The sequence below is a fragment of the Almyronema sp. genome, assembly GCF_052168255.1.
GTDB classification, from domain to species: domain Bacteria; phylum Cyanobacteriota; class Cyanobacteriia; order Phormidesmidales; family Phormidesmidaceae; genus Sphaerothrix; species Sphaerothrix epifaneia.
Genome location: NZ_JBQLZL010000039.1, coordinates 1 through 18,313, shown reverse-complemented (window position 1 = coordinate 18,313; position 18,313 = coordinate 1). Strand labels below are relative to the sequence as shown.

General features: G+C 50.2%; 15 protein-coding genes. 7 read left to right on the top strand and 8 right to left on the bottom strand.

The genetic code is table 11. The annotated features are described in order from the left end of the window. Positions 1-146: 146 nt before the first annotated feature. From ACTS3T_RS08745 to ACTS3T_RS08730, 4 genes are all read right to left on the bottom strand, one after another. Positions 147-2,984 carry a methyl-accepting chemotaxis protein gene (locus ACTS3T_RS08745; protein ID WP_377964086.1) on the bottom strand — a complete coding sequence of 946 codons (2,838 nt, stop codon included), beginning with the start codon at positions 2,982-2,984 and terminating at the stop codon, positions 147-149. Between the two features lie 42 nt (positions 2,985-3,026). Further along, complete coding sequence (locus tag ACTS3T_RS08740) at positions 3,027-3,557, bottom strand: CheW domain-containing protein (RefSeq protein ID WP_377964084.1); 531 nt, start codon at positions 3,555-3,557, stop codon at positions 3,027-3,029. A 33-nt stretch (positions 3,558-3,590) separates the two neighbouring features. Beyond that, positions 3,591-3,956 carry a response regulator transcription factor gene (locus ACTS3T_RS08735; protein WP_377964082.1) on the bottom strand — a complete coding sequence of 122 codons (366 nt, stop codon included), beginning with the start codon at positions 3,954-3,956 and terminating at the stop codon, positions 3,591-3,593. 230 nt (positions 3,957-4,186) lie between these two features. Continuing rightward, positions 4,187-5,455 (bottom strand): response regulator, encoded by a 1,269-nt coding sequence (locus ACTS3T_RS08730; RefSeq protein ID WP_377964080.1) that lies wholly within the window; start codon positions 5,453-5,455, stop codon positions 4,187-4,189. 593 nt (positions 5,456-6,048) lie between these two features. On the opposite strand from ACTS3T_RS08730, the gene hmpF reads away from it, so the two are divergent. Both hmpF and ACTS3T_RS08720 read left to right on the top strand, forming a co-directional pair. Next, the gene (gene hmpF, locus ACTS3T_RS08725; RefSeq protein ID WP_377964078.1) at positions 6,049-7,809 is read left to right on the top strand and encodes a pilus motility taxis protein HmpF; all 1,761 of its coding nucleotides are present in this window, start codon (positions 6,049-6,051) and stop codon (positions 7,807-7,809) included. 199 nt (positions 7,810-8,008) lie between these two features. Then, complete coding sequence (locus tag ACTS3T_RS08720) at positions 8,009-8,224, top strand: glycogen debranching protein (protein WP_377964076.1); 216 nt, start codon at positions 8,009-8,011, stop codon at positions 8,222-8,224. On the opposite strand, the gene ACTS3T_RS08715 is transcribed toward ACTS3T_RS08720, so the two are convergent. Together ACTS3T_RS08715 and ACTS3T_RS08710 are read right to left on the bottom strand one after the other, a co-directional pair. Next, positions 8,221-8,607, bottom strand: a complete 387-nt coding sequence (locus ACTS3T_RS08715; RefSeq protein ID WP_377964074.1) for a hypothetical protein — start codon at positions 8,605-8,607, stop codon at positions 8,221-8,223. The genes ACTS3T_RS08720 and ACTS3T_RS08715 overlap by 4 nt on opposite strands. Positions 8,608-8,782: 175 nt before the next feature. After that, a complete protein-coding gene (locus tag ACTS3T_RS08710) occupies positions 8,783-9,400 on the bottom strand; it encodes a hypothetical protein (protein ID WP_377964072.1) in 618 nt (205 codons plus the stop codon). A gap of 321 nt (positions 9,401-9,721) precedes the next feature. On the opposite strand from ACTS3T_RS08710, the gene ACTS3T_RS08705 reads away from it, so the two are divergent. The 5 genes from ACTS3T_RS08705 to tatA all read left to right on the top strand — a co-directional run bounded on the left by ACTS3T_RS08705 (position 9,722) and on the right by tatA (position 16,116). After that, entirely contained in the window at positions 9,722-12,649 is a 2,928-nt protein-coding gene (locus ACTS3T_RS08705; RefSeq protein ID WP_377964070.1) for a right-handed parallel beta-helix repeat-containing protein, read from the top strand. A gap of 173 nt (positions 12,650-12,822) precedes the next feature. Further along, positions 12,823-13,359: a Ycf51 family protein gene (locus ACTS3T_RS08700; RefSeq protein ID WP_377964068.1), complete on the top strand. Its 537-nt coding sequence runs from the start codon at positions 12,823-12,825 to the stop codon at positions 13,357-13,359. Positions 13,360-13,509: 150 nt separating this feature from the next. Continuing rightward, positions 13,510-14,661: an iron-containing alcohol dehydrogenase family protein gene (locus tag ACTS3T_RS08695; RefSeq protein ID WP_377964066.1), complete on the top strand. Its 1,152-nt coding sequence runs from the start codon at positions 13,510-13,512 to the stop codon at positions 14,659-14,661. Continuing rightward, positions 14,658-15,860 carry an aspartate aminotransferase gene (locus ACTS3T_RS08690; protein WP_377964064.1) on the top strand — a complete coding sequence of 401 codons (1,203 nt, stop codon included), beginning with the start codon at positions 14,658-14,660 and terminating at the stop codon, positions 15,858-15,860. The genes ACTS3T_RS08695 and ACTS3T_RS08690 overlap by 4 nt, the downstream gene beginning before the upstream one ends. 73 nt (positions 15,861-15,933) lie before the next feature. Next, complete coding sequence (gene tatA / locus ACTS3T_RS08685; RefSeq protein ID WP_377964062.1) at positions 15,934-16,116, top strand: twin-arginine translocase TatA/TatE family subunit; 183 nt, start codon at positions 15,934-15,936, stop codon at positions 16,114-16,116. 12 nt (positions 16,117-16,128) lie between these two features. Here tatA and ftsE read toward each other — a convergent pair whose 3' ends face one another. Together ftsE and ACTS3T_RS08675 are read right to left on the bottom strand one after the other, a co-directional pair. Further along, a complete protein-coding gene (gene ftsE / locus ACTS3T_RS08680; protein WP_377964249.1) occupies positions 16,129-16,857 on the bottom strand; it encodes a cell division ATP-binding protein FtsE in 729 nt (242 codons plus the stop codon). A 280-nt stretch (positions 16,858-17,137) separates the two neighbouring features. Next, positions 17,138-17,842: an LmeA family phospholipid-binding protein gene (locus ACTS3T_RS08675; protein ID WP_377964060.1), complete on the bottom strand. Its 705-nt coding sequence runs from the start codon at positions 17,840-17,842 to the stop codon at positions 17,138-17,140. Between the last annotated feature and the right edge of the window lie 471 nt (positions 17,843-18,313).

Sequence of the window (18,313 nt, the reverse complement as noted above, 5' to 3'; positions counted from 1 at the left end):
TGCTTGCTATATTCTCCAGACTCGGGCCGTTAAAACTGCTGTGGCTGGTCTGCCAAGATTCCTGATGAGGCTGATTGGCTTGGGAAAGTAAAAGTCTATTGGCTCCAATCTAGCGAATCTTAGGCAAGACGAGGTATTTAAGCACCTCATGTATCTTCTGGATCGACCTTGAATCGCTCAACTGAGGTCAGCAAATCGCGGGCAACGCCAACTAGGTTTTGGAGCGAGGCTGACACGCGCTGGGCTTCTTGAGAAGTTTCTTGCGCTGTTAGCTCAACAGACTGCATAACTTGAGCAACAGCCCGGGAAGTTTCCGTTTGCTCAACGGTGTCAGCCGTAATTGAACGCACCAGAACATCAATTCGGTTAGAAACCTGGATAATATCTTCTAGCGATCGCTTGGCTTGTTCGGCCAGTCGGGTTCCTTCAATTACCTGCTGTGTTCCTTCTTCCATCGCCGTCATGACGCCGCTGGTTTCACTTTGAATTTGCAGGACGATTTGCTCAATTTCCTTAGACGCCTTCGCGGCGCGGTCTGCTAACTGGCGTACCTCATCCGCCACGATAGCAAAACCCCGGCCTGCTTCACCCGCCCGCGCCGCTTCAATACTGGCGTTCAAAGCAAGCAGGTTAGTTCGAGAAGCAATTTGAGAAATCAGCGCCACAATCTTAGAAATTTCTTGAGAAGATTCGGCTAAGCGCTTCACCTTGCGAGTCGTTTCGGCCACCGTTTCGCGAATCTCAAGAATACCCGCCACCGTACGCTCTACGGCTTCTCCGCCCCGCAAGGCGGTAGAGGAAGCAGAACGCGCCACGTCTTCTGCTTCACGCGCACTTTCAGCTACCCGCTGAATAGAATCTGTCATCACTTGAACTGAATTGAGCGTAACGGCTAGCTCTTCAGCTTGTCTCAGCGCGTCAGACGACAAGCTACGCGCAAACATTTCGTTTTCAACCGAACCTTTACTCACCTGCCGCGCTGCCACACTTACCTGTTGCACAATCTCCCTCAAGTTTTGAATCGTCAAGTTGAAGGAATCTGCAACAGCGCCTAAAACGTCAGGAGTTACTTCTGCTTGTACCGTCAGGTCACCTCTCGCCGCCCCTTCTACGTCGTCTAGCAGCCGAATGACCTGCCGCTGTAGATCTTCTTTAGCTTGTTCTTGTTCTTGAGCTTTGCGCTGAGCCTCGCTGGTAGTTGTGAGAATCCCGCGTGCCATTTGGTTAAAGTTGTGAGCTAGCTGCCCCAAGTCATCGTCGGTGTAAACAGTTGCCCTAGCCCCCAAGTTACCTTGTGAAACCAGATCAAACTGCTGTTTGAGGTCTTCTACAGATTGCTTAATGCGGCGGTTAGCCAAATATCCCATACCGACTGCCGCGCCAAAGCTAGCTAGCCCTGCGGCTCCAACCATCGAAATTCGATACAAAGAATAGTTGGCAGGGGCTGTATCTTCCGACGTGGCTCGACTGGCAAAGCCAAAGTTCACCAAGGCAACGGCCAGGGCAGAAACCACTCCAGCTGCACCTGCCACTAACAGCCGCTTGGTGTCAAACGAAGCATTTTCTAGCGGCGCTAGCCAGCCCTGCTCGACGGTTGGCTTAATTTCCTCGTCGGGTTCCTCCTGGGCAAAAACAGGCAGTTGCTCTACGGTGCCCGAAATGCCAAAAACTTCGTCATCTCCTAGGGCAGAGACTTCGCTGCTATCTACCAGGTCAAATCCAGACCCGTTGCTACTAATTCTTTCGTCACTGCCAATACCCGATGACCCAACCGAAGGACTGGTGAACCCAGCAGAGCTATCAGAAAGTTCAAAATCAGGTAGACTCCCTAGATCGTCAAACTCATCAAACTCGTCTAGGAAGTCAACATTGCTTTGATCACTTTCTAACTCTTCTGAAAAGCTGGTTGAAGCCCCGTTATCTGAGAAGTCTTCGCCGAAGTCGTCTTCATAGTCGCGATCGAGGCCGGGGGCACCCGTTTCTGGCGAGGCTACGAAAGTCATATCTTCCGACCCGTAGGCTCCTGGAGGTGTGTAATCAAGCGCCTCAGATTCAGCTTCAGAGAAGTTCTCTAACTCTGCTTCAGGCCCAGGCATAAACAGCGTTTGATCGTCTTCGTAGCCTCCAGCTTGCGGCTCTTCGTAGTTGTCTACTCTGGGGACGCTAAAGGTAGTTTCCTCGTTTCTCAAATCGTGGGTCAGTTCTTCACTGGCAAAGTCGTTATAGGTTCCTTCATCCTGAAACGCGGGAAAAGGATCTGCAGCATCGGCGGAAAAACCAGCCGATGCTTCATCAAAAAAGTCGGCATCAAAATCAGGGTTATCGCTGTCATCAGGGCGATCGACAAAGACATCTGGTTGACTAGCTGCAAACGGATCAACTGAACCCGGGCTATCGTTAGGGGCAGACGAGAAGGGATTGTCAAAGTCGTTGAAATCGTCTTCTGGGCTGGTATCTAATTCATCGAATTGGGCTTCTGAACTGACTGCGAAGGGATTGACGTCGGCTTGATCAGCCTCTGAAGGCGTAAAGGGATCGCCAGATCCTTCAAAACTTTCTAGATCCAGGTCGGCAAAATCTAAATCAGCATCTACCAGCTCATCACCTGCCAACTCCGATCCGGATGCTGCCCAGGCGTTGTTATCATCGCCGTAAAGGTCGTCGTCTAAGGCGTCAACGGCATCAGCACCGTTGCTTCCTTGAGCATCGGCAAATTGACTGGCGTAGGCTAAACCGTTGTTGGCATAGTCTACAAACTCTGGGTCGGAGGTTAGCTGCAAGACAGATCTATATTGCTCACAAGCAACCTCGTACTGCTGTAAGCCATAGCAATAGATATGCCCCCGCAGCAGTAGCACGTTGGGATCAGTGGGATACTCCTCTGCTAGCTGATCAATAGTAGCGGCTGCGTTTTCGTAGCTGCCCTGCATATAGGCTCTCTCAGCTTTCTGATATGCTTGAGAGTAGTCTGTGCCTGAAGCCATTTGCCTTCTCCTGCCAGTGCAAATACCCTAATCGTCATCAGTTTAAGCTGCCCACCGGGCTGAGCGCAGAATTGCCACCTGATCTAGCAGCCGGAGCGTACGGTTATGGTCGGGATCTACTACCCATTCTCCCCTTAAAAAAGGGGCCATTGCGTCCGGATAGTTTCTAGACACTTGTAGCTCATCGATATCTAACCACTCGGTCCCAACGATCCGGTTAACGGCTAAGCCTAGCATAGTTCCTTGATCTTCGACAGCAATCACAGGAATTTCTGAACGATCTGTATTGAGGGGCGATCCGTATCCCAAAAATTGCCCCAGGTCAGCGACCCAGATGACCCGTCCTTGTTCGTTGAGTGTACCGAGCAAAAGAGGAGAAACATTCGGCACGGGGGTAATGCGATCAGGAGCTTGCTCAATGATTCGCCGGATACCAGTGGCCGGAAGCGCAAATTCTTCTCCTGAGGAGATGTAGAAGCGCAAGTGTAGTTCGCCTTCTGGAGTTTCAAGTTCTTGAAGCTCCGGAGCTTGATCTTGGCCGCGACCTGTTTGGAAATCTGGATTTCCTACCATAATTCAGCGCATTGTACTGTGTGCATCTCGACCTTATCCTCGCAGCAATTGCTTGACAGTCCCAACCAACTCAGTTGGCTGAAACGGCTTTGCAATGTAAGCATCTGCTCCCTGTTTCATTCCCCAGTAACGATCAAACTCTTCTCCTTTAGAAGAACACATCACGACAGGCACATTTTGGGTGGCTGGATCTGCCTTGATTCGCCGACAAACTTCGTATCCATTCATTTTCGGCATGACGATGTCGAGCACGATGAGATCTGGCAGGTGGCTTTGGATGCTTTCTAAAGCTTCGACGCCATCGCTGGCAGCAGTGACTTTGAGTCCACTTTTTCTCAGCAGATCGGTAATCATCTCCCGCTGAGCAGCGCTGTCTTCTACCACTAGAACTGTGCTCATCTTTCCACAACCCGTTGATAACCCTTATAGGGAAAAAATGCCACCACTCTTTAGCCGTTCTCAGGGATGTTCAACAACTCAAAGCTCGCTAGGCGTGCCCTGTGACTAATAAGGTACCCCTAAATCTACTGATTGCTAAATTTTTCAAGAAAATTACTCTACCAGGTATTCAGGCGTCTGGCGATCGCCCTGCTTGGTTAGTTTGACTAGGCCGAAAGCGAAGATAGAGCTTATGAAGGTGAAACTTGAGAGGGCTGATCGAGACTATCAAGTTCGAGTTCATCTTGGATAGCCTCTGCCAGTAGTTTTTCGGGTAAAGGCCGCTGAGGATTGCCAGAGCCTACGTATTTTTCTACCAACGTTAATAGTTCATGGGCACCAAAGGGCTTGGTCAGGTAGTCGGTAGCGCCAGACATACCCGCTTTGACGCGATCGATAAAACCGTCTTTGCCAGTCAGCATGACGATGGGCGTCTGGCGAAAAGCGGTAGACTGGCGCAGCATGGCACACAGTTCGTACCCTTCTAGCTCAGGCATGGCAATATCGCAGAGGATTAGATCGGGATTAAGCTGAAAGAGCAGGCTAAGAGCTTTGAGGGGATTGCTAATTGAGGTCACTTCATAGCCGCTACTATCGAGGATTTGTTCAACGGTTTGACGAACTGCAGCACCGTCATCGATGCAGACAATGCGAGGGACTGCACTCTCTTGCCAAACTTCTGCTTCGTCTGGAAAAAGTTCTAAGTCGGCAGTATCGGCTGTCATTTGAATGAAGCCTTTTTGAATGTAGGGATAAATGGCTTTGGTGACGGTTAGCAGATCGCGACCTAGGTAGCGTGAAATTTGCCTAAGAGAGGTTTGTCCGTCCATCCATTTAGACAAGCGGCTAAAGGCGGCGGAAGGCATCATATCTTGGAGCTGCTGCGGTTCCAGGATGACAGGGCACTGTTGGGGAGACTGAATATAAGAATGAAATTGCTTCCATTCTTGGATTTGCTTCATCGTCTTCACCACTAGTGGCTCAATTTCTAGCGTCATTAGCTGAGGATTTAGGGCTGAACTCAGCTTAAAGACAAAGCCTCCTTGGTGGAGGCTGAGCAAATCAAACAGGGTTTCGTGCACCATATTTTGCAAAATGGTGCGGCCTTGATCGGGTGAGAGGATATGACGTTCTAGCAAAGTCCAGAGATAGCCATATTCAGGGGAGTTGAAAGAGGCGATCGCCGAAACAACCGTCGTATCTAAAGAACCGTCGAGTCGATAAGCGTGTAAATAGTCTCGCAAACGATTTAGATTACCGCTGGTATCTCCTGCATAGACAATTTGGCCATTTAAGAAAAACATCAACCAAGCTTGGGTCGGCGCTAAAGCAATTCGGTCTGAAGTTCTCAGGTGAGAGGACGGGCGATAGGTTTCAACATAGAGTTCTCCTGTCCGCTGCCCCAGTTCGATGAGCTGCAGAATACTCCGGATATCAATTTCGCTTAGCTGACCCTGCATGTTTTATCAGTGTGCAGATGTATAGCAATATTATCTAATAGGCAACACGAGGCTAGACCCGCATTGTGGCTAGATCACCTCACGATAGCAACAAATATTGGTTTTAGTTAATTAAAACTTGATGGATTCGGCTGGTAGTAGCTGCCGCTGTCTGAGGGTGGGCTGAGCTGCAGAGGCGTGGTTTTGGCAAAGTTTGCGAGTTGAAGTAGTCAAGCTTGCCGCTAGCACAGATCCTGATCGATCGCTAGTCATTTTAGTCGATATGAGGATAGGATAGATGACCAAAGCCATGCCGTTTTTTGCGCGGCTCAAGGTTCTATACTTTTTGCGCTTACAGGCATTATGAATCAAGCTTTTGGGTTTCAGTAGCTAGCTTTACTGTTCCAGAAGGGTCTGAAACAGGTTACAACATGATTACAGCTTGAGAGCGTGATGACTTTCCTAGCCATCAGTTGTAAAACCTTTATACAGCCCTCAGACCTATTTAGAATCTTTAAGGGGAGTTAGGTAAATATCTGTCACTGTTATGGATAAGCACATACAGGGTAGATATTCCATCCGGGTACAGAGACAGAAGAAAGAGGACGATCAGCGTGCTGTATCTAGCTGAAGTACAGAGAAAGAGCGGATTCATGAGTGGCGGCAAAGCAGAGTTCAAGCTGCTTGCGTGTCAGCGCGGTGAGCAAAGTTGGAGTTCGGTACCGGGAGAGGAAATCATTCCGGCACCCGACGACGCTGGCTACAATGCGGGTGCCCTAGTGATGGTTGATTTGAGCAACAATCGCCAGGTGCAGCGCCATTCTGAAGCAGGTCGTCAGCTAGTGACAATCCTGCAAAATTTTTCTAACCTGAGCAAAAAATTTAAAACTCAGGAAGAAGAAATTGATCAGTGGAAGCAGTCACTCACCTTTCAAAGTCAAGAGCTAAATCGCCGTGAAATGGAGCTAGAAGCTCGGCAAGAGCAGGTCGAGCAAGCTGAAGCAGATATTGAGCAAATCGAATCTCAACGGCAGGAGGTTGAGCAGTCTCGTGGTGAAGTTGATCGGCTACGCGAAGAGCTAGAGCGCAAAACGCAGGAGCTAGATGGCGCTTGGGCACATCTAAATGGCGAAATGCGGCGCTTAGAAGAGCGCCAAGGCGAGCTACAACAGCAAGGCGGTTTAGGTGAAGCCGAAAAGCAGCAGCTTCAGGAGTCTCTAAATCGGCTAACTGGCGCGATCGCACCGACTGAATCTTTACGAGAACAGCTTAATGCGGCCTTTGAGCGCGTGGATCAGCAGCAAGGGCAACTGAATGAATCTTTACAAGCCCTCGAACAGCAACGCGAAGCCGCTCAGCACCAACAAGCAGAAACCGATCAGACGGCTCAAGCAATTCGCGATCGCTGGCAGGCTTGGCATGAGGCCAATAGCACTTTAATTACCACTCGATCAGAGTTAAAAAAGTGCCAGGAAAGCCTCGATCTTAAGCAGCAGCAAGCAAAAGCTTTATCTGAGCAGCTTCAGGATCAAAGCAATCTCTATCAGCAGATTTATCAGCTACTCAATACTTCTGACAAAGTTCGCTTGGGCAACAAGGTCGATATGGCAGCCCTGGAAGCCATGCCGATTGAAGCATTAGAAGCCCTTGTGAGTGAACTGGAAAAAGATCTTGAAAAAGTGTCGCGCTTTGTTAGCGATCAAGAAGAAGAACTCGATTTGCAACAGCAGGCGATTGACGATCTCAAATCCAGAATGGAGCAGGTCAGCGAGTTCGATCGCCTCCAGCTAGAAACTGAGCTAGACGAAGAACAAGATCGCTACCGGATGCTGAATGAAACACTGGTGGGTCAGCGCCGCAATCTGCTAGAACGCCAAGAGATTCTCAGCCAGCATCAGGCATTGCTTAAGCGTCGCCAGGGTTTGAGCACTGAAGAAGCTCCCGCTGTCCCGGTTGACCTCGAACCTGTGCTCAACCAAATTGAAGTTTTGCGGCAAAAGACAACTAGCGATCTCCAGACCCTAGAAACTGAAACGAAACAGCTACAAGAAAAAATTGCTGAGCTAAAGCAACAGGTCGATCAGCAAACAACGGCTCAAACGACTCAGCGTGAAGAAGCGCAGCAGCTAGAAACTCAGCTTCAGGAAAAGCGTGGCGAAGTTGCTCGTCTGTTTGGACGTTTAGAGCTGCGCGAAGAACTGCTACAGCCGATTCAAGAACAGCTAGGAGCGGTACGGCAAGGCTTAGAAACGCTGTCTGAACAGGTTGGCAAGTTTCAAGAAGCCAGCGACTACCAGCTCCAAGCGATCGCCGAAATGCGCCAAATCATTCACAGTGTTGCGGGTGAGCAGTCGCCGGAACTGGCCACTTCTTAGGGGTTTCGCTCAGGTAACGCGCCTGGGACGATCGCTGGCTGGCGTTAGCGATTAGATAAACGATGAGCAATCCGCCCTAGCAGCAGTCTCTAGCCGAAGCGCATCGCGGCTGCCATAAAGTTAAGACTCAAACTCCTGATAGCCTTTTGCCAAAAACCTTTCACTCTGCCTTCTGACTTTAGCTATCTCTCCCGGAACAATGGCCAAACCTATTTGGATTAATGAACAGATCGATCCCTGCGGTATCGTTTATTCCTGCATTGCTTGCTACGACGAAGCCCAAGCGCGAGAATGTCATATCACCTTCGAGCAAAATTTAACCGCAGACCAAAAGCAAGAAGGGTGGACAACCTGCCTACGGACGGTTGAATCGTGGGATGAAGTCCCCGTAACCGCGCTCAAAATTAGCTACTAACAAGCCTTATCATCGGTTGTTCCCGGCTCGCCTAGCTCGACTGTAACCCCCAACTCATCTTGCAGCCAGTTAACGACCTGTTGCCGTTCACCCTGGGTAAGAAAGAATTGCCCTGTCGTGCGTAGGCGATCGTCCATTGCTTCCATATCGGCAGGGGTGAACAGGTCTGCTGTTGTGCCAATTTTGCAAAGAACATCGTCTCGTCCTTGCTGGTCAAGATCGGCATATTGATAGCGAATCAGATGACGACTTAAAAGTTCAATGTTGTAATGATCGGCGGCAAGTCTTCGTTTTCGATCTTCTGGAATGTTGTCGCCAGTTGTGAGCTTGACATAATCAGTATCAAGCATGTCAAGACGAATAATTTTAGGCTGTTGGCTCACGAGCAAAGATTCCTGATTCAAACCTAGATAGCCGAGGGAATAACTCCGATCACTTCGTCGTGTCCAGCATAGACAGCTATATCGCTAAAATAGCGAGACCCTTAGCTTTTTTTTAGCTACTCGACCCAGAGGGTTGCGCTCAGAGCCGTTTCCCTCTGGGTTTTGCGGACGCTGGTTATTCAGCGCTTTCGGTTTCAGGAACGGCTGGGGTTTCCCCTTCGACGCTGCTCCCTTCAGCGGGTTCTACTGGGGTAGCCGCGCCGCAGTAAGTGTTAACTTCGTTGATAATTTCGGATTCAGTTTGGGAGAGCTGCTCAATTTGGTTGACAGCTTCTACAGTCTGTTGCTGAGAAGCTTCGATGCTGGCTGGAAGCTCTGCTTCGGATTCTACATTGACAACAAGCTCCATCGCTTGACTGGCCTGTTGTAAGGCACTGCTAAACCCTTGAACCACCGTCGCGTACTCGTCTCGAAACTGAACTAACGTTTCGTCAGCCAGATCGGTTTCTTCTAAATCTGTAACCAGACCATCTAAGTTAGTAACCACCGTATCGACAGCAGTGGTGTATTGCCCAGCAGCCGCTTTGATGTCGTCCAGGTTTTGGACAGACGCTGCATTACTGCTAAAGCTTTGAATTTCTGTCTCAAACTCTTGCATAAAGCCTTGAGTTTGGTTGACGACCTCAGCTAGCCGATTACATTGGGTTACTTTGGACTCACCACAACCAGCCAACGTAAGGGCGATCGCGATGCCCGCTGGAACCATTAGAGCGCGGGGGCGAATCTGCAGCATGAACACTCTCCTTCAGTGATGTTGTATGGCTCAAGCCGTTCCTCATAAACCGACGGTGATAGCAAACAGAGTCTGGTTGAGAAACTCTGAGATTTTCACGGTACAAGCAATGATTATGAGTTTAGCCCGTCGTAGTTATTTCAGCCGAGAGCAGTTTACTATCGTTAGGCCCGTGGCTTCCCTACTTTTCCAAAGCTTAAAGAAGAATCAGGGATCTTTGTAGTTGTCTCATCGTGATACTGCTGATCGCGTATTTTCTATGGGAATTCTCTAGGTAAGCTCGTTGACGCTTTGTTGCCAAGTAAACTACCTCCAATTGCTATGTCATTCTATGCTTCTGCTGTTTGTCGCAGCCTTTCTTTAGGCAGTCTTTTGGCGGTCACGTTAACGATTGCCCCCGCTTTGGCTCAAACAGTGCCTCAAGCGGTCTTGCTAACGCAAAGTTCTGAATCGGCTTCAACCACAGCGACTGATCTACGCATTCGTCCCCGCTGGCACATTAACTACAACAGTGCTAACGGCGGATATAGCGATGGCTTCACCGGATTTGAAGGTTTTATTCCTTTACAACAAACTCCTGGCGAGAATGTTATTTACTGGGTGCCGCGTATCAGTCTAGATGATGAGGCCAATTTGGCTGGCAGCTTACTGGCAGGCTACCGATTTTTGGCGGGTAGTACGTTGTTAGGGGGGTATGCTGGGTTTGATTTTCGCGATACTGGCAGCAGTGATTTTACCCAATTTGCAGCAGGGCTAGAAGCCTTTGGTGATGTTTGGGATATCCATCTCAACGCTTATTTACCCATTGGCGATACCCGTAATCAGGTATCTGGTGACGGCGATACGAGCCGTACTCCCTTGAATCCTCGCTTTCAGGGCAATCAACTGATATTTGATTTAGGTCGTTTAAATCAGTTTGAAGCTGCTTTAGGCGGAGTTGACGTTGATGCAGGTTTTCGTCTGCTGGAACTGCCCGAAGGCTGGGGTAATTTATGGGCTTATTCGGGTCTTTACTATTATGGTGGCAACGAATCAGACGATAGTTTGGGTGTACGGCTGCGTTTAGACTATCGCTTACAAGAGAATCTCCGCTTTGGTTTGGGTGTACAGCATGATGATTTGTTTGGCACTAACGTTTTTTTCTCGGTTAACACCCGTCTCGGTAGCCCCACCCCCCTGCCAGCGGCTGATGATGTAACGCCAGAACGGCTGGTATGGGCAAGAGCGGCTGAGAGCTTGACTCGCAATCAGGCCATTGTGGTTGAAAAGCAAACTGACCTGAACTTTCAAGCTGATCAGGTGGCCATCAACCCAAGTACGGGGGAAGCTTATTTCTTTGTCCATGTGACGCCTGGTGGCGCTGCTGGCACCGGCACCGTTGAAGATCCGGTCAATACCCTCGTAGCGGCGTTATCGGCTGCTGGTTCAGGCCATGTTGTCTATGTTCGACCGGGCGATTCGCTGAGCAATCCGCTCAGCGGTGGCTTTACGATTCCAGGCAATCTACAGGTGCGCTCTAGCGGCGTTGAGCAAAGCTTGCCAGTAGAAATTGGTAGTGAGCTGACAGCTATTGTGTTACCAGATTTTGGCGATCGCGGTACACTGCCTCGCATAGACGGTGGGGTAACGCTGATTGAGGGTAACAATATCCTGGCGGGCTTTGATATTCGCAATGCGGTGAATGGCATTACGGTTAGCGGAGCCTCAGGGGCGATTGTACAAGACAATGCGGTTGCCCAAATGAGCGGCACGGGCATTGTGGTGCAAAACAACGCTGACAATGTTCTGGTGCAAAACAACATCCTGACAAACGATCGCTTAGGGATTGCAGTTTTGTCAGGATCTGACAATGCAGTTGTGCAAAATAATCAAATCTCGCAGATTGATGATTTTGCTATTGTTTTGGAAAATGCTGAAAATAGCCTGATTCAGCAAAATACACTTTTCAATGCTGAGTTTGGTATTTCTGCAACTAATGCGCCTGCGCTGTTAATTCAAGGCAATCAAATTTCGCAAATTGATCAAACCGCCATTACGTTAGCCGCCGGATCGAATCAAGCCACCGTTGCGCAAAACACAATTACAAATACACAGTTTGGCCTTGTAGTCAGCGACGTGGCTGACGTGCGCTTGCAGGAAAACGACATTTCTCAGGTGGATACCACCGCGATCGCGCTAGATACGGTAACCGATGGTGTGATTCAAAACAATCGGCTCTTTAATGCCCAGCAAGGAATTAATGCGCTGACAGCCGATAATTTGTTGATACAAGATAACCAGATTTTTAACATTAGCGTTGCCCCTATTTTGCTCACCAGTTCTGATGGAGCCTTGATTCAGCGGAATCAGGTTTTTGATGCTAGCAACGTCGGCATTGGGGTGTTTGATGCGGTAGATGTCGAGATTTTAGACAATCAGCTAAGCCGCATTGCTACTTTAGGGACGAACAATCTGGCGACGACACGCCCAGCCGCTATTTATCTTAACCAAGTCACCGGAACCGCCAGAATTGCGGGCAACACGGTTATTGGAACCGCTACGGGCAATGGTAATCCGCGGATTGAAGGCCAAGCTATTGCCGTTGGCAATATCTCTGGGGATCTGAATTTAGCGATCGCCAATAATACGATTGGGGGAGCTAATCCTAGCGATAACAACGCTGGGGACGGCATTGTGGTCGTGATTGGAGGAACCGCTACGGGCAACATTGCCATCACCAATAACCAAATTGAAGGTAACGGTACCAATTCGCCCCTAGCGGGAGACGGCATTCAAGTTGCGGTTGAAGGCGTGAACAACCTCGCCAGCTTGACTATTGCAGATAACCTGATTGCCAACAATGTCGATGATGGCATTGACCTGCGAGTTGGTAATCTTTTGGCGGGTAATCCGCAGATTAGGGCGCTGATTACAGGCAATACGATTCAAGGTCATGGCAGCGGCCAAGGGATTAACCTTCAGGCTCAGCGCAATGCTGCTGGCGGCGCTGTAGCAGGTGTTTCTAGAGCTGATGTAGCGATTGAGTCTAATACACTCAGCACCAACGCTACGGACATTAGAGCAGTTGCCGATGGCACGGCGATTGGCAGCACAGTTTGCCTACGCGTGCAAAACAATGTCAACGAAGATACCACCAGCTTAATTCGTACCAACAACGGCCAGTTTCAGCTAGAACCGCTGTCTGGCAACACTAACAATATGGCAACGATCGCCGCTAATGTTCCTGCGAATACGTGCAATACGCCGTAACCTCAATCAGCTTGAGGGCTAAACAGCTTTTTAAGTCTAGCCGCTTGAGTCTGGCCGCGCCCTGGATCGAAGACCGAACAGCGAGGGGGGCTTTGACTGATAGGATCAAGAAAAGCCGCGTCTTAATTTGACCTGCAAAAACACGGCGCGTTTCGAACTCTTCTGTGTGACTTATGCCAACTCCTGCTGATTTTTTAGAAGCTACCCAATGGGCTGCAATTTTAACCTTAGTGCTGGCGGGTATAACCGCGATCGCCTTTGTTGCGCAGTGGGGCATTCGTTTCCGGCTAGTAGGGGCAACGGGCTTTATGGGGGTTTTGACGGTGGGATTTTTGGGATTGAGCTTTGAGCCGTTTACCCGAACCAGCATTCCAGGGGCTATTCCTTATACCACCGTGTTTGACTCTGGCGCTGCTCAAATTGTGATCAAGGTGCCGCAGACCATTACAGAATCCGAGCTAGCCGCAACGCTGCAGCAAGCCGCTAGTAACTTACTCAAGCCCGGACGTTTAGGCCCACCCGGTCAAATTCCCACTATCCGCGCCCGAACGATTGTCCATCGTCCAGACGGGATTTCAGATTTGGTTTATTTGGGTCAGCTACAGCCTGTGCCAGATGAGCAAACCGGAGCACCTCAAACCATCCGGATTGATCAGAGCCGTCTAGCTCAAATCTCTAAAATGACAGACTTGAGCGCAAAGGATAGTTAAAGTGAGTCTCTAGCCGCTAAGATCACTTCTCAAGGCTTTGTAACGGGCGTCACTTTAATCACCTCGAAGATTGAGGCATAGCCATTAGCCCAAATCTGCGATCGCCTTGTTTTCATCCTCTGTGTCACTCATTTGCGTAAACGTTGGCGTATGACTCAGCTCACATTGGCTCCTTTAACCATTGCACCAGCTCAGGTGCTGCGCGGTTCTGGCATCTTGGCGGATATAGGTGATGCGATCGCCCGGTTGGGGCAAAGACCGCTGATAGTCGCTGGCGATCGCACGTTGGCTCTAGTCGAGCCTTGGCTGAGCCAGCCGCTGGCAAATTTAGCGGTGGCGCGAGCGGTTTACGGGGCAGACTGCAGTGAGTCAGCACAACGCAGCTTACAAGCCGCTGTTATTGACCACCAGGCTGATGTCATCTTGGGTGTCGGTGGCGGCAAGGCTCTAGATGCCGCTAAACTGCTGGCTTACCAGCAGCAGTTACCCGTCGTTACGATTCCTACCTCGGCGGCTACCTGCGCAGCCTGGACAGCCCTTTCTAACGTTTATTCCGATCAGGGGGCTTTTCAGTACGATGTGGGTTTGCCCCAGTGTCCCCGTTTGTTAGTGCTAGACTACGACCTGGTTGCCACAGCACCTCAACGAACGCTGGTGGCGGGCATTGGTGATGCCTTAGCCAAGTGGTACGAAGCCTCAGTCAGCAGCGGCCACGCGCAAAACTCGCTGATTGTGGCAGCGGTGCAGCAGGCACGCGTGCTGCGTGATTTGCTCTTTCAAAAATCTCAGGCAGCGCTGCAAGAACCCGGCGGGGCTGAATGGCGCGAAGTTGTAGATGCATCGGTGCTGTTGGCGGGTGTGATTGGCGGTTTAGGTGGGGCGCAATGCCGTACAGTAGCGGCTCACGCTGTCCACAATGGGCTAACCCATTTAGCTGCCAGTCACCCAGCCTTGCATGGCGAAAAAGTGGCCTATGGCATTTTAGTGCAGCTCCGACTTGAGGAAATGGGGCAGGGAAACTCTTTGGCCGCTTCGGCTCGCCAGCAGTTAACGCAGTTTTATGACCAGATTGGGTTGCCTAAGTCACTTGAAGATCTGGGTTTAGCTGACGTTTCATTGGCCGAACTCCGTTATGCTGCCGAGATGGCCTGTCGTCCGGGTTCTGATATTCACCATTTGCCTTTTAGCGTTACCCCGGAACAGCTTGTAGCGGCGATGGTCTCAACGACGGTACCTGTGAGTGCCAGCCGTTCTCGGTTACAGAGTGAAGTTGCTCAAACCGCTCAGGAGGTGCAGCCATGAGCCTCGATTGGATTCAGCCAGCCCAGCGCTTAAGCGCTTTGCCTCCCTATGTATTTGCCCGACTAGACGAATTGAAAGCCCGCGCGCGCGAACAGGGACTTGACCTGATTGACTTGGGCATGGGCAATCCGGATGGCCCAACCCCAACCCCAGTAGTTGAAGCGGCAATGGCTGCTATTCAAGATGTGGCCAATCATGGCTATCCGCCTTTTGAAGGCACTGCCAGTTTTCGCCAAGCGATTACAGCTTGGTACCATCGCCGCTATGGCGTCGAACTCGATCCAGAAGGAGAAGCCCTGCCGTTGTTAGGCTCTAAAGAAGGGTTAACCCATTTAGCCCTGGCCTACATCAATCCGGGAGACGTTGTTTTGGTGCCTTCGCCTGCTTATCCGGCTCATTTTCGCGGGCCCGCGATCGCAGGCGGCAAAATTTACGATCTAATTCTTAAACCTGACAATGGCTGGCTAATCGATCTGGCTCAGATTCCGGACGAGGTGGCCGATCGCGCCAAAATTCTCTACTTCAACTACCCTAGCAATCCAACGGCAGCCACCGCTCCGCGTGAGTTTTTTGAAGAGGTGGTTGCCTTTGCCCGTAAGCACGAAATTATCCTTGTTCACGATCTTTGCTACGCTGAGCTAGCGTTTGACGGCTACCAGCCGACCAGCCTGCTAGAAATTCCGGGTGCCAAAGAAATTGGCGTGGAATTTCATACCCTCTCCAAAACCTACAACATGGCTGGCTGGCGAGTTGGCTTTGTCGTCGGTAATCGCCATATTATTCAGGGTTTGCGAACGCTCAAAACCAACTTAGACTATGGCATCTTTGCTGCCCTGCAACGGGCAGCAGAAACGGCTTTGCAACTCCCAGATGTCTACTTGAGTGAAGTTCAAACGCGCTACCGTCAGCGTCGTGATTTTCTGATTCAGGCGTTTGCTAGCTTGGGTTGGGATGTGCCTCAAACCAAAGCCACAATGTACCTTTGGGTGCCTTGCCCGCTGGGCGTTAGCTCAACCGACTTTGCCTTATCGGTGCTACAGCAAACAGGCGTTGTGGTCACCCCTGGCAATGCTTTTGGCCGGGGCGGTGAAGGCTATGTGCGAGTTAGCCTAATTGCCGACTGCGATCGCCTCGGTGAAGCGGTGGCTCGTTTGCGTAAAGCCAATATTCGCTATCAGCCAGAGCCAGCAGGTGTTTGAGATAGCCCAAAGGCGCTTAACCTGCGAGTGCCAATTCCACAGTATAGTGTTGAAAACTTAACCCAGGAGGCTCATGTTTGGTTTAGGCTGGCCGGAAGTTGGCATCATCATTATTGTGGCGGTTTTAATTTTCGGCCCAAAGAAGATTCCAGAACTGGGTAGCGCTTTGGGCAAAACGCTACGGGGCTTCAAAGAAGAATTAGACAACCCTGATGATGAGCAGACGTTTTTAGATGAGGACGACGATGACGATTAAAGCCTCCGAAAATTATCGGCGGACTTGATGGAGGTAGCCGTTATAAAGCTGGACAACAGGATGATTGGACATTCTCACAAGTTGTTCGTTATGGGTTGTGACGATGACAGTGATGCCAATCGAGTTCAGCTTTTTGAGGATTCTAATCACCTGCATAGAGTTGTCTGAATCGAGGTTGCCCGTCGGCTCATCGGCTAAAAGCAGGGGTGGAGTGCTGACGACAGCCCTGGCAATGCTAACCCGCTGCTGTTCACCACCGGAGAGTTCATCGGGGAAACACCGAGCCTTGTGCTGTAGCCCAACCATTTTGAGGGTTGGCCAAAGGCGACGGTTAATTTCTTTACGGGTAAACCCTTGTGCCCAGAGAACAAATTCTACGTTCTCGGCTACCGTTCGACGGGGGATCAGCTTGTAGTCTTGAAACACAACACCAATGCGGCGGCGCAGCTTGGCTAGGCGATTGCCTCTTACTTTAGTCATGTCATGGTCGTTGACCACGATTGCGCCTTCTGAGGGACGCTCTTGCCCATAAAGCAGCTTGAGCAGGGTAGATTTTCCTGAACCTGAAGGCCCGGTTACAAACAAAAAGTCACCCCGTTTGACCTCCAGATTGATGTTGACCAGCGCTTTGCTGCCGTTGCGGTAGGTTTTACTGATGTTGGATAACGCCACCATCGGCGGCACGGATGGCTGAGGTTCTGAGGGTTCGTTCTGAGCGGCTGCATCTGGTGTATAGACCATCTGGAGACGCTGTTCTAATCTTTCGCGAACGTTTTTGGCAAGGGGAGTTTGGCTGCTATCAGAACGAGGAGCGACAAAAGTCATACAGACACCTAAGTCGAACTAGCTAGGGTGAAACAAATATGTAAAGCCGTGTGAAGGCACCCAAAGCACGCTATGAGCCGTTATTTTACTGGACTGAAGCGCAATCAGCGCAATTATCAACCTTTTAAACAATTTGAACGATTTGAAAAGGGGCGCGATCGCATGGAATCGCACTGATAGAATAACCTAGCTTTGCTTACGGTAGTTGAAAACTGGTGGGATCGGCAGTGACCTCTAGAAAAATGGCTGCGGATTCTACCCGAATATTCTGGATATTCAAGGCGATCGGCAGCGTCGAAAGGTCGGCTAGCGGATTAATTACCTGGGAGATACGTCGCGCCGCTTCTGAACCCAAGCTAATTCCGGCAGCACTGACATCAGAAACATTGAAGCTAAGTAAGCTGCCCTCGCCCACGAGTTGCCCAGTAATAGCCACCGTAATACCTGCAGGCGCATACAGGTTACCCACCTCAGGGCGAACGCTGAGCGTAGCTTGGTTAGGCGGCTGTAAGGCGATCGCGGCTTCTCGGACATTGCGGTAGCTCTCTAGAAAATCAGCCAGGTCGGCAGGCAAGATTCGCGCTGTGGCCTGAGCGCTACCAACGCTGTCTAAGCGTTCTTCAGCCCGGTTGTATTTAACCTGCTGCAGTTCGAGTTCGAGGCGATCGATCACAGGAGCACCTGTCGGCTGTACCCGCTCTCCGACGGCAAAAATTCGATCAGCCTCACCCGATCGCACTTTTAGCCCATCAATATCAACATCGTAATTTGCGGCTGGGCCAATGTACTGGGGCAGTTCTCGCTCAATGCCTCGCTCAACCAGTCCATTGGGAATACAACTGCTAAAGAGCGCTACAGCAACCGCTAGCAGCATCCAACCGACAATTTTTTTCACTGACATGACAGCCACTTTGATTTCGAGAACGTGAGGCTAGTATATGACCTCCCTTCACACACTAAGGCAGTTCTTCGTCCTCGCCTCAGGCTAAGGGCTGACTTTTCATCCCTTTTTGGTCAACCTGAGTAAGTTCGGCGAACTTCAGCCCACAAGCAATCAAGATTTAGACCACTTCTTCAAAAGAAAGGTACAGATGAGACTGACGAAACGTCTGCAGAGCCAAGACTGTTCAATTCAAAATCGAAAATCCAAAATCGAGAATTGGTATTACCCCCAGCTTGATACAAAAGCGTTATTGCTGTAGCCACTGCAACGGCTAAAAACCGCTGATAGAAAAGCTTTGCTTCTACCCTCTGCATTTTGCCTTGAGCGATAGTCCAGCGCGGCGAAAACAAAGAAGATCAGAACTGAAAAAAGCCAGGAAAGCGATCGCCTTCCCGGCTTTTTTAGCCAGACTTTAAATTAAAGCTCAAC

Excerpts from the sequence above, each read along its gene's own strand:
- ACTS3T_RS08745 (WP_377964086.1), bottom strand. The coding sequence starts at position 2,984 with ATGGCTTCAGGCACAGACTACTCTCAAGCATATCAGAAAGCTGAGAGA.
- ACTS3T_RS08740 (WP_377964084.1), bottom strand. The coding sequence starts at position 3,557 with ATGGTAGGAAATCCAGATTTCCAAACAGGTCGCGGCCAAGATCAAGCT.
- ACTS3T_RS08735 (WP_377964082.1), bottom strand. The coding sequence starts at position 3,956 with ATGAGCACAGTTCTAGTGGTAGAAGACAGCGCTGCTCAGCGGGAGATG.
- ACTS3T_RS08730 (WP_377964080.1), bottom strand. The coding sequence starts at position 5,455 with ATGCAGGGTCAGCTAAGCGAAATTGATATCCGGAGTATTCTGCAGCTC.
- ACTS3T_RS08720 (WP_377964076.1), top strand. The coding sequence starts at position 8,009 with ATGGCCAAACCTATTTGGATTAATGAACAGATCGATCCCTGCGGTATC.
- ACTS3T_RS08710 (WP_377964072.1), bottom strand. The coding sequence starts at position 9,400 with ATGCTGCAGATTCGCCCCCGCGCTCTAATGGTTCCAGCGGGCATCGCG.
- ACTS3T_RS08705 (WP_377964070.1), top strand. The coding sequence starts at position 9,722 with ATGTCATTCTATGCTTCTGCTGTTTGTCGCAGCCTTTCTTTAGGCAGT.
- ACTS3T_RS08700 (WP_377964068.1), top strand. The coding sequence starts at position 12,823 with ATGCCAACTCCTGCTGATTTTTTAGAAGCTACCCAATGGGCTGCAATT.
- ACTS3T_RS08695 (WP_377964066.1), top strand. The coding sequence starts at position 13,510 with ATGACTCAGCTCACATTGGCTCCTTTAACCATTGCACCAGCTCAGGTG.
- ACTS3T_RS08690 (WP_377964064.1), top strand. The coding sequence starts at position 14,658 with ATGAGCCTCGATTGGATTCAGCCAGCCCAGCGCTTAAGCGCTTTGCCT.
- tatA (WP_377964062.1), top strand. The coding sequence starts at position 15,934 with ATGTTTGGTTTAGGCTGGCCGGAAGTTGGCATCATCATTATTGTGGCG.
- ftsE (WP_377964249.1), bottom strand. The coding sequence starts at position 16,857 with ATGGTCTATACACCAGATGCAGCCGCTCAGAACGAACCCTCAGAACCT.
- ACTS3T_RS08675 (WP_377964060.1), bottom strand. The coding sequence starts at position 17,842 with ATGTCAGTGAAAAAAATTGTCGGTTGGATGCTGCTAGCGGTTGCTGTA.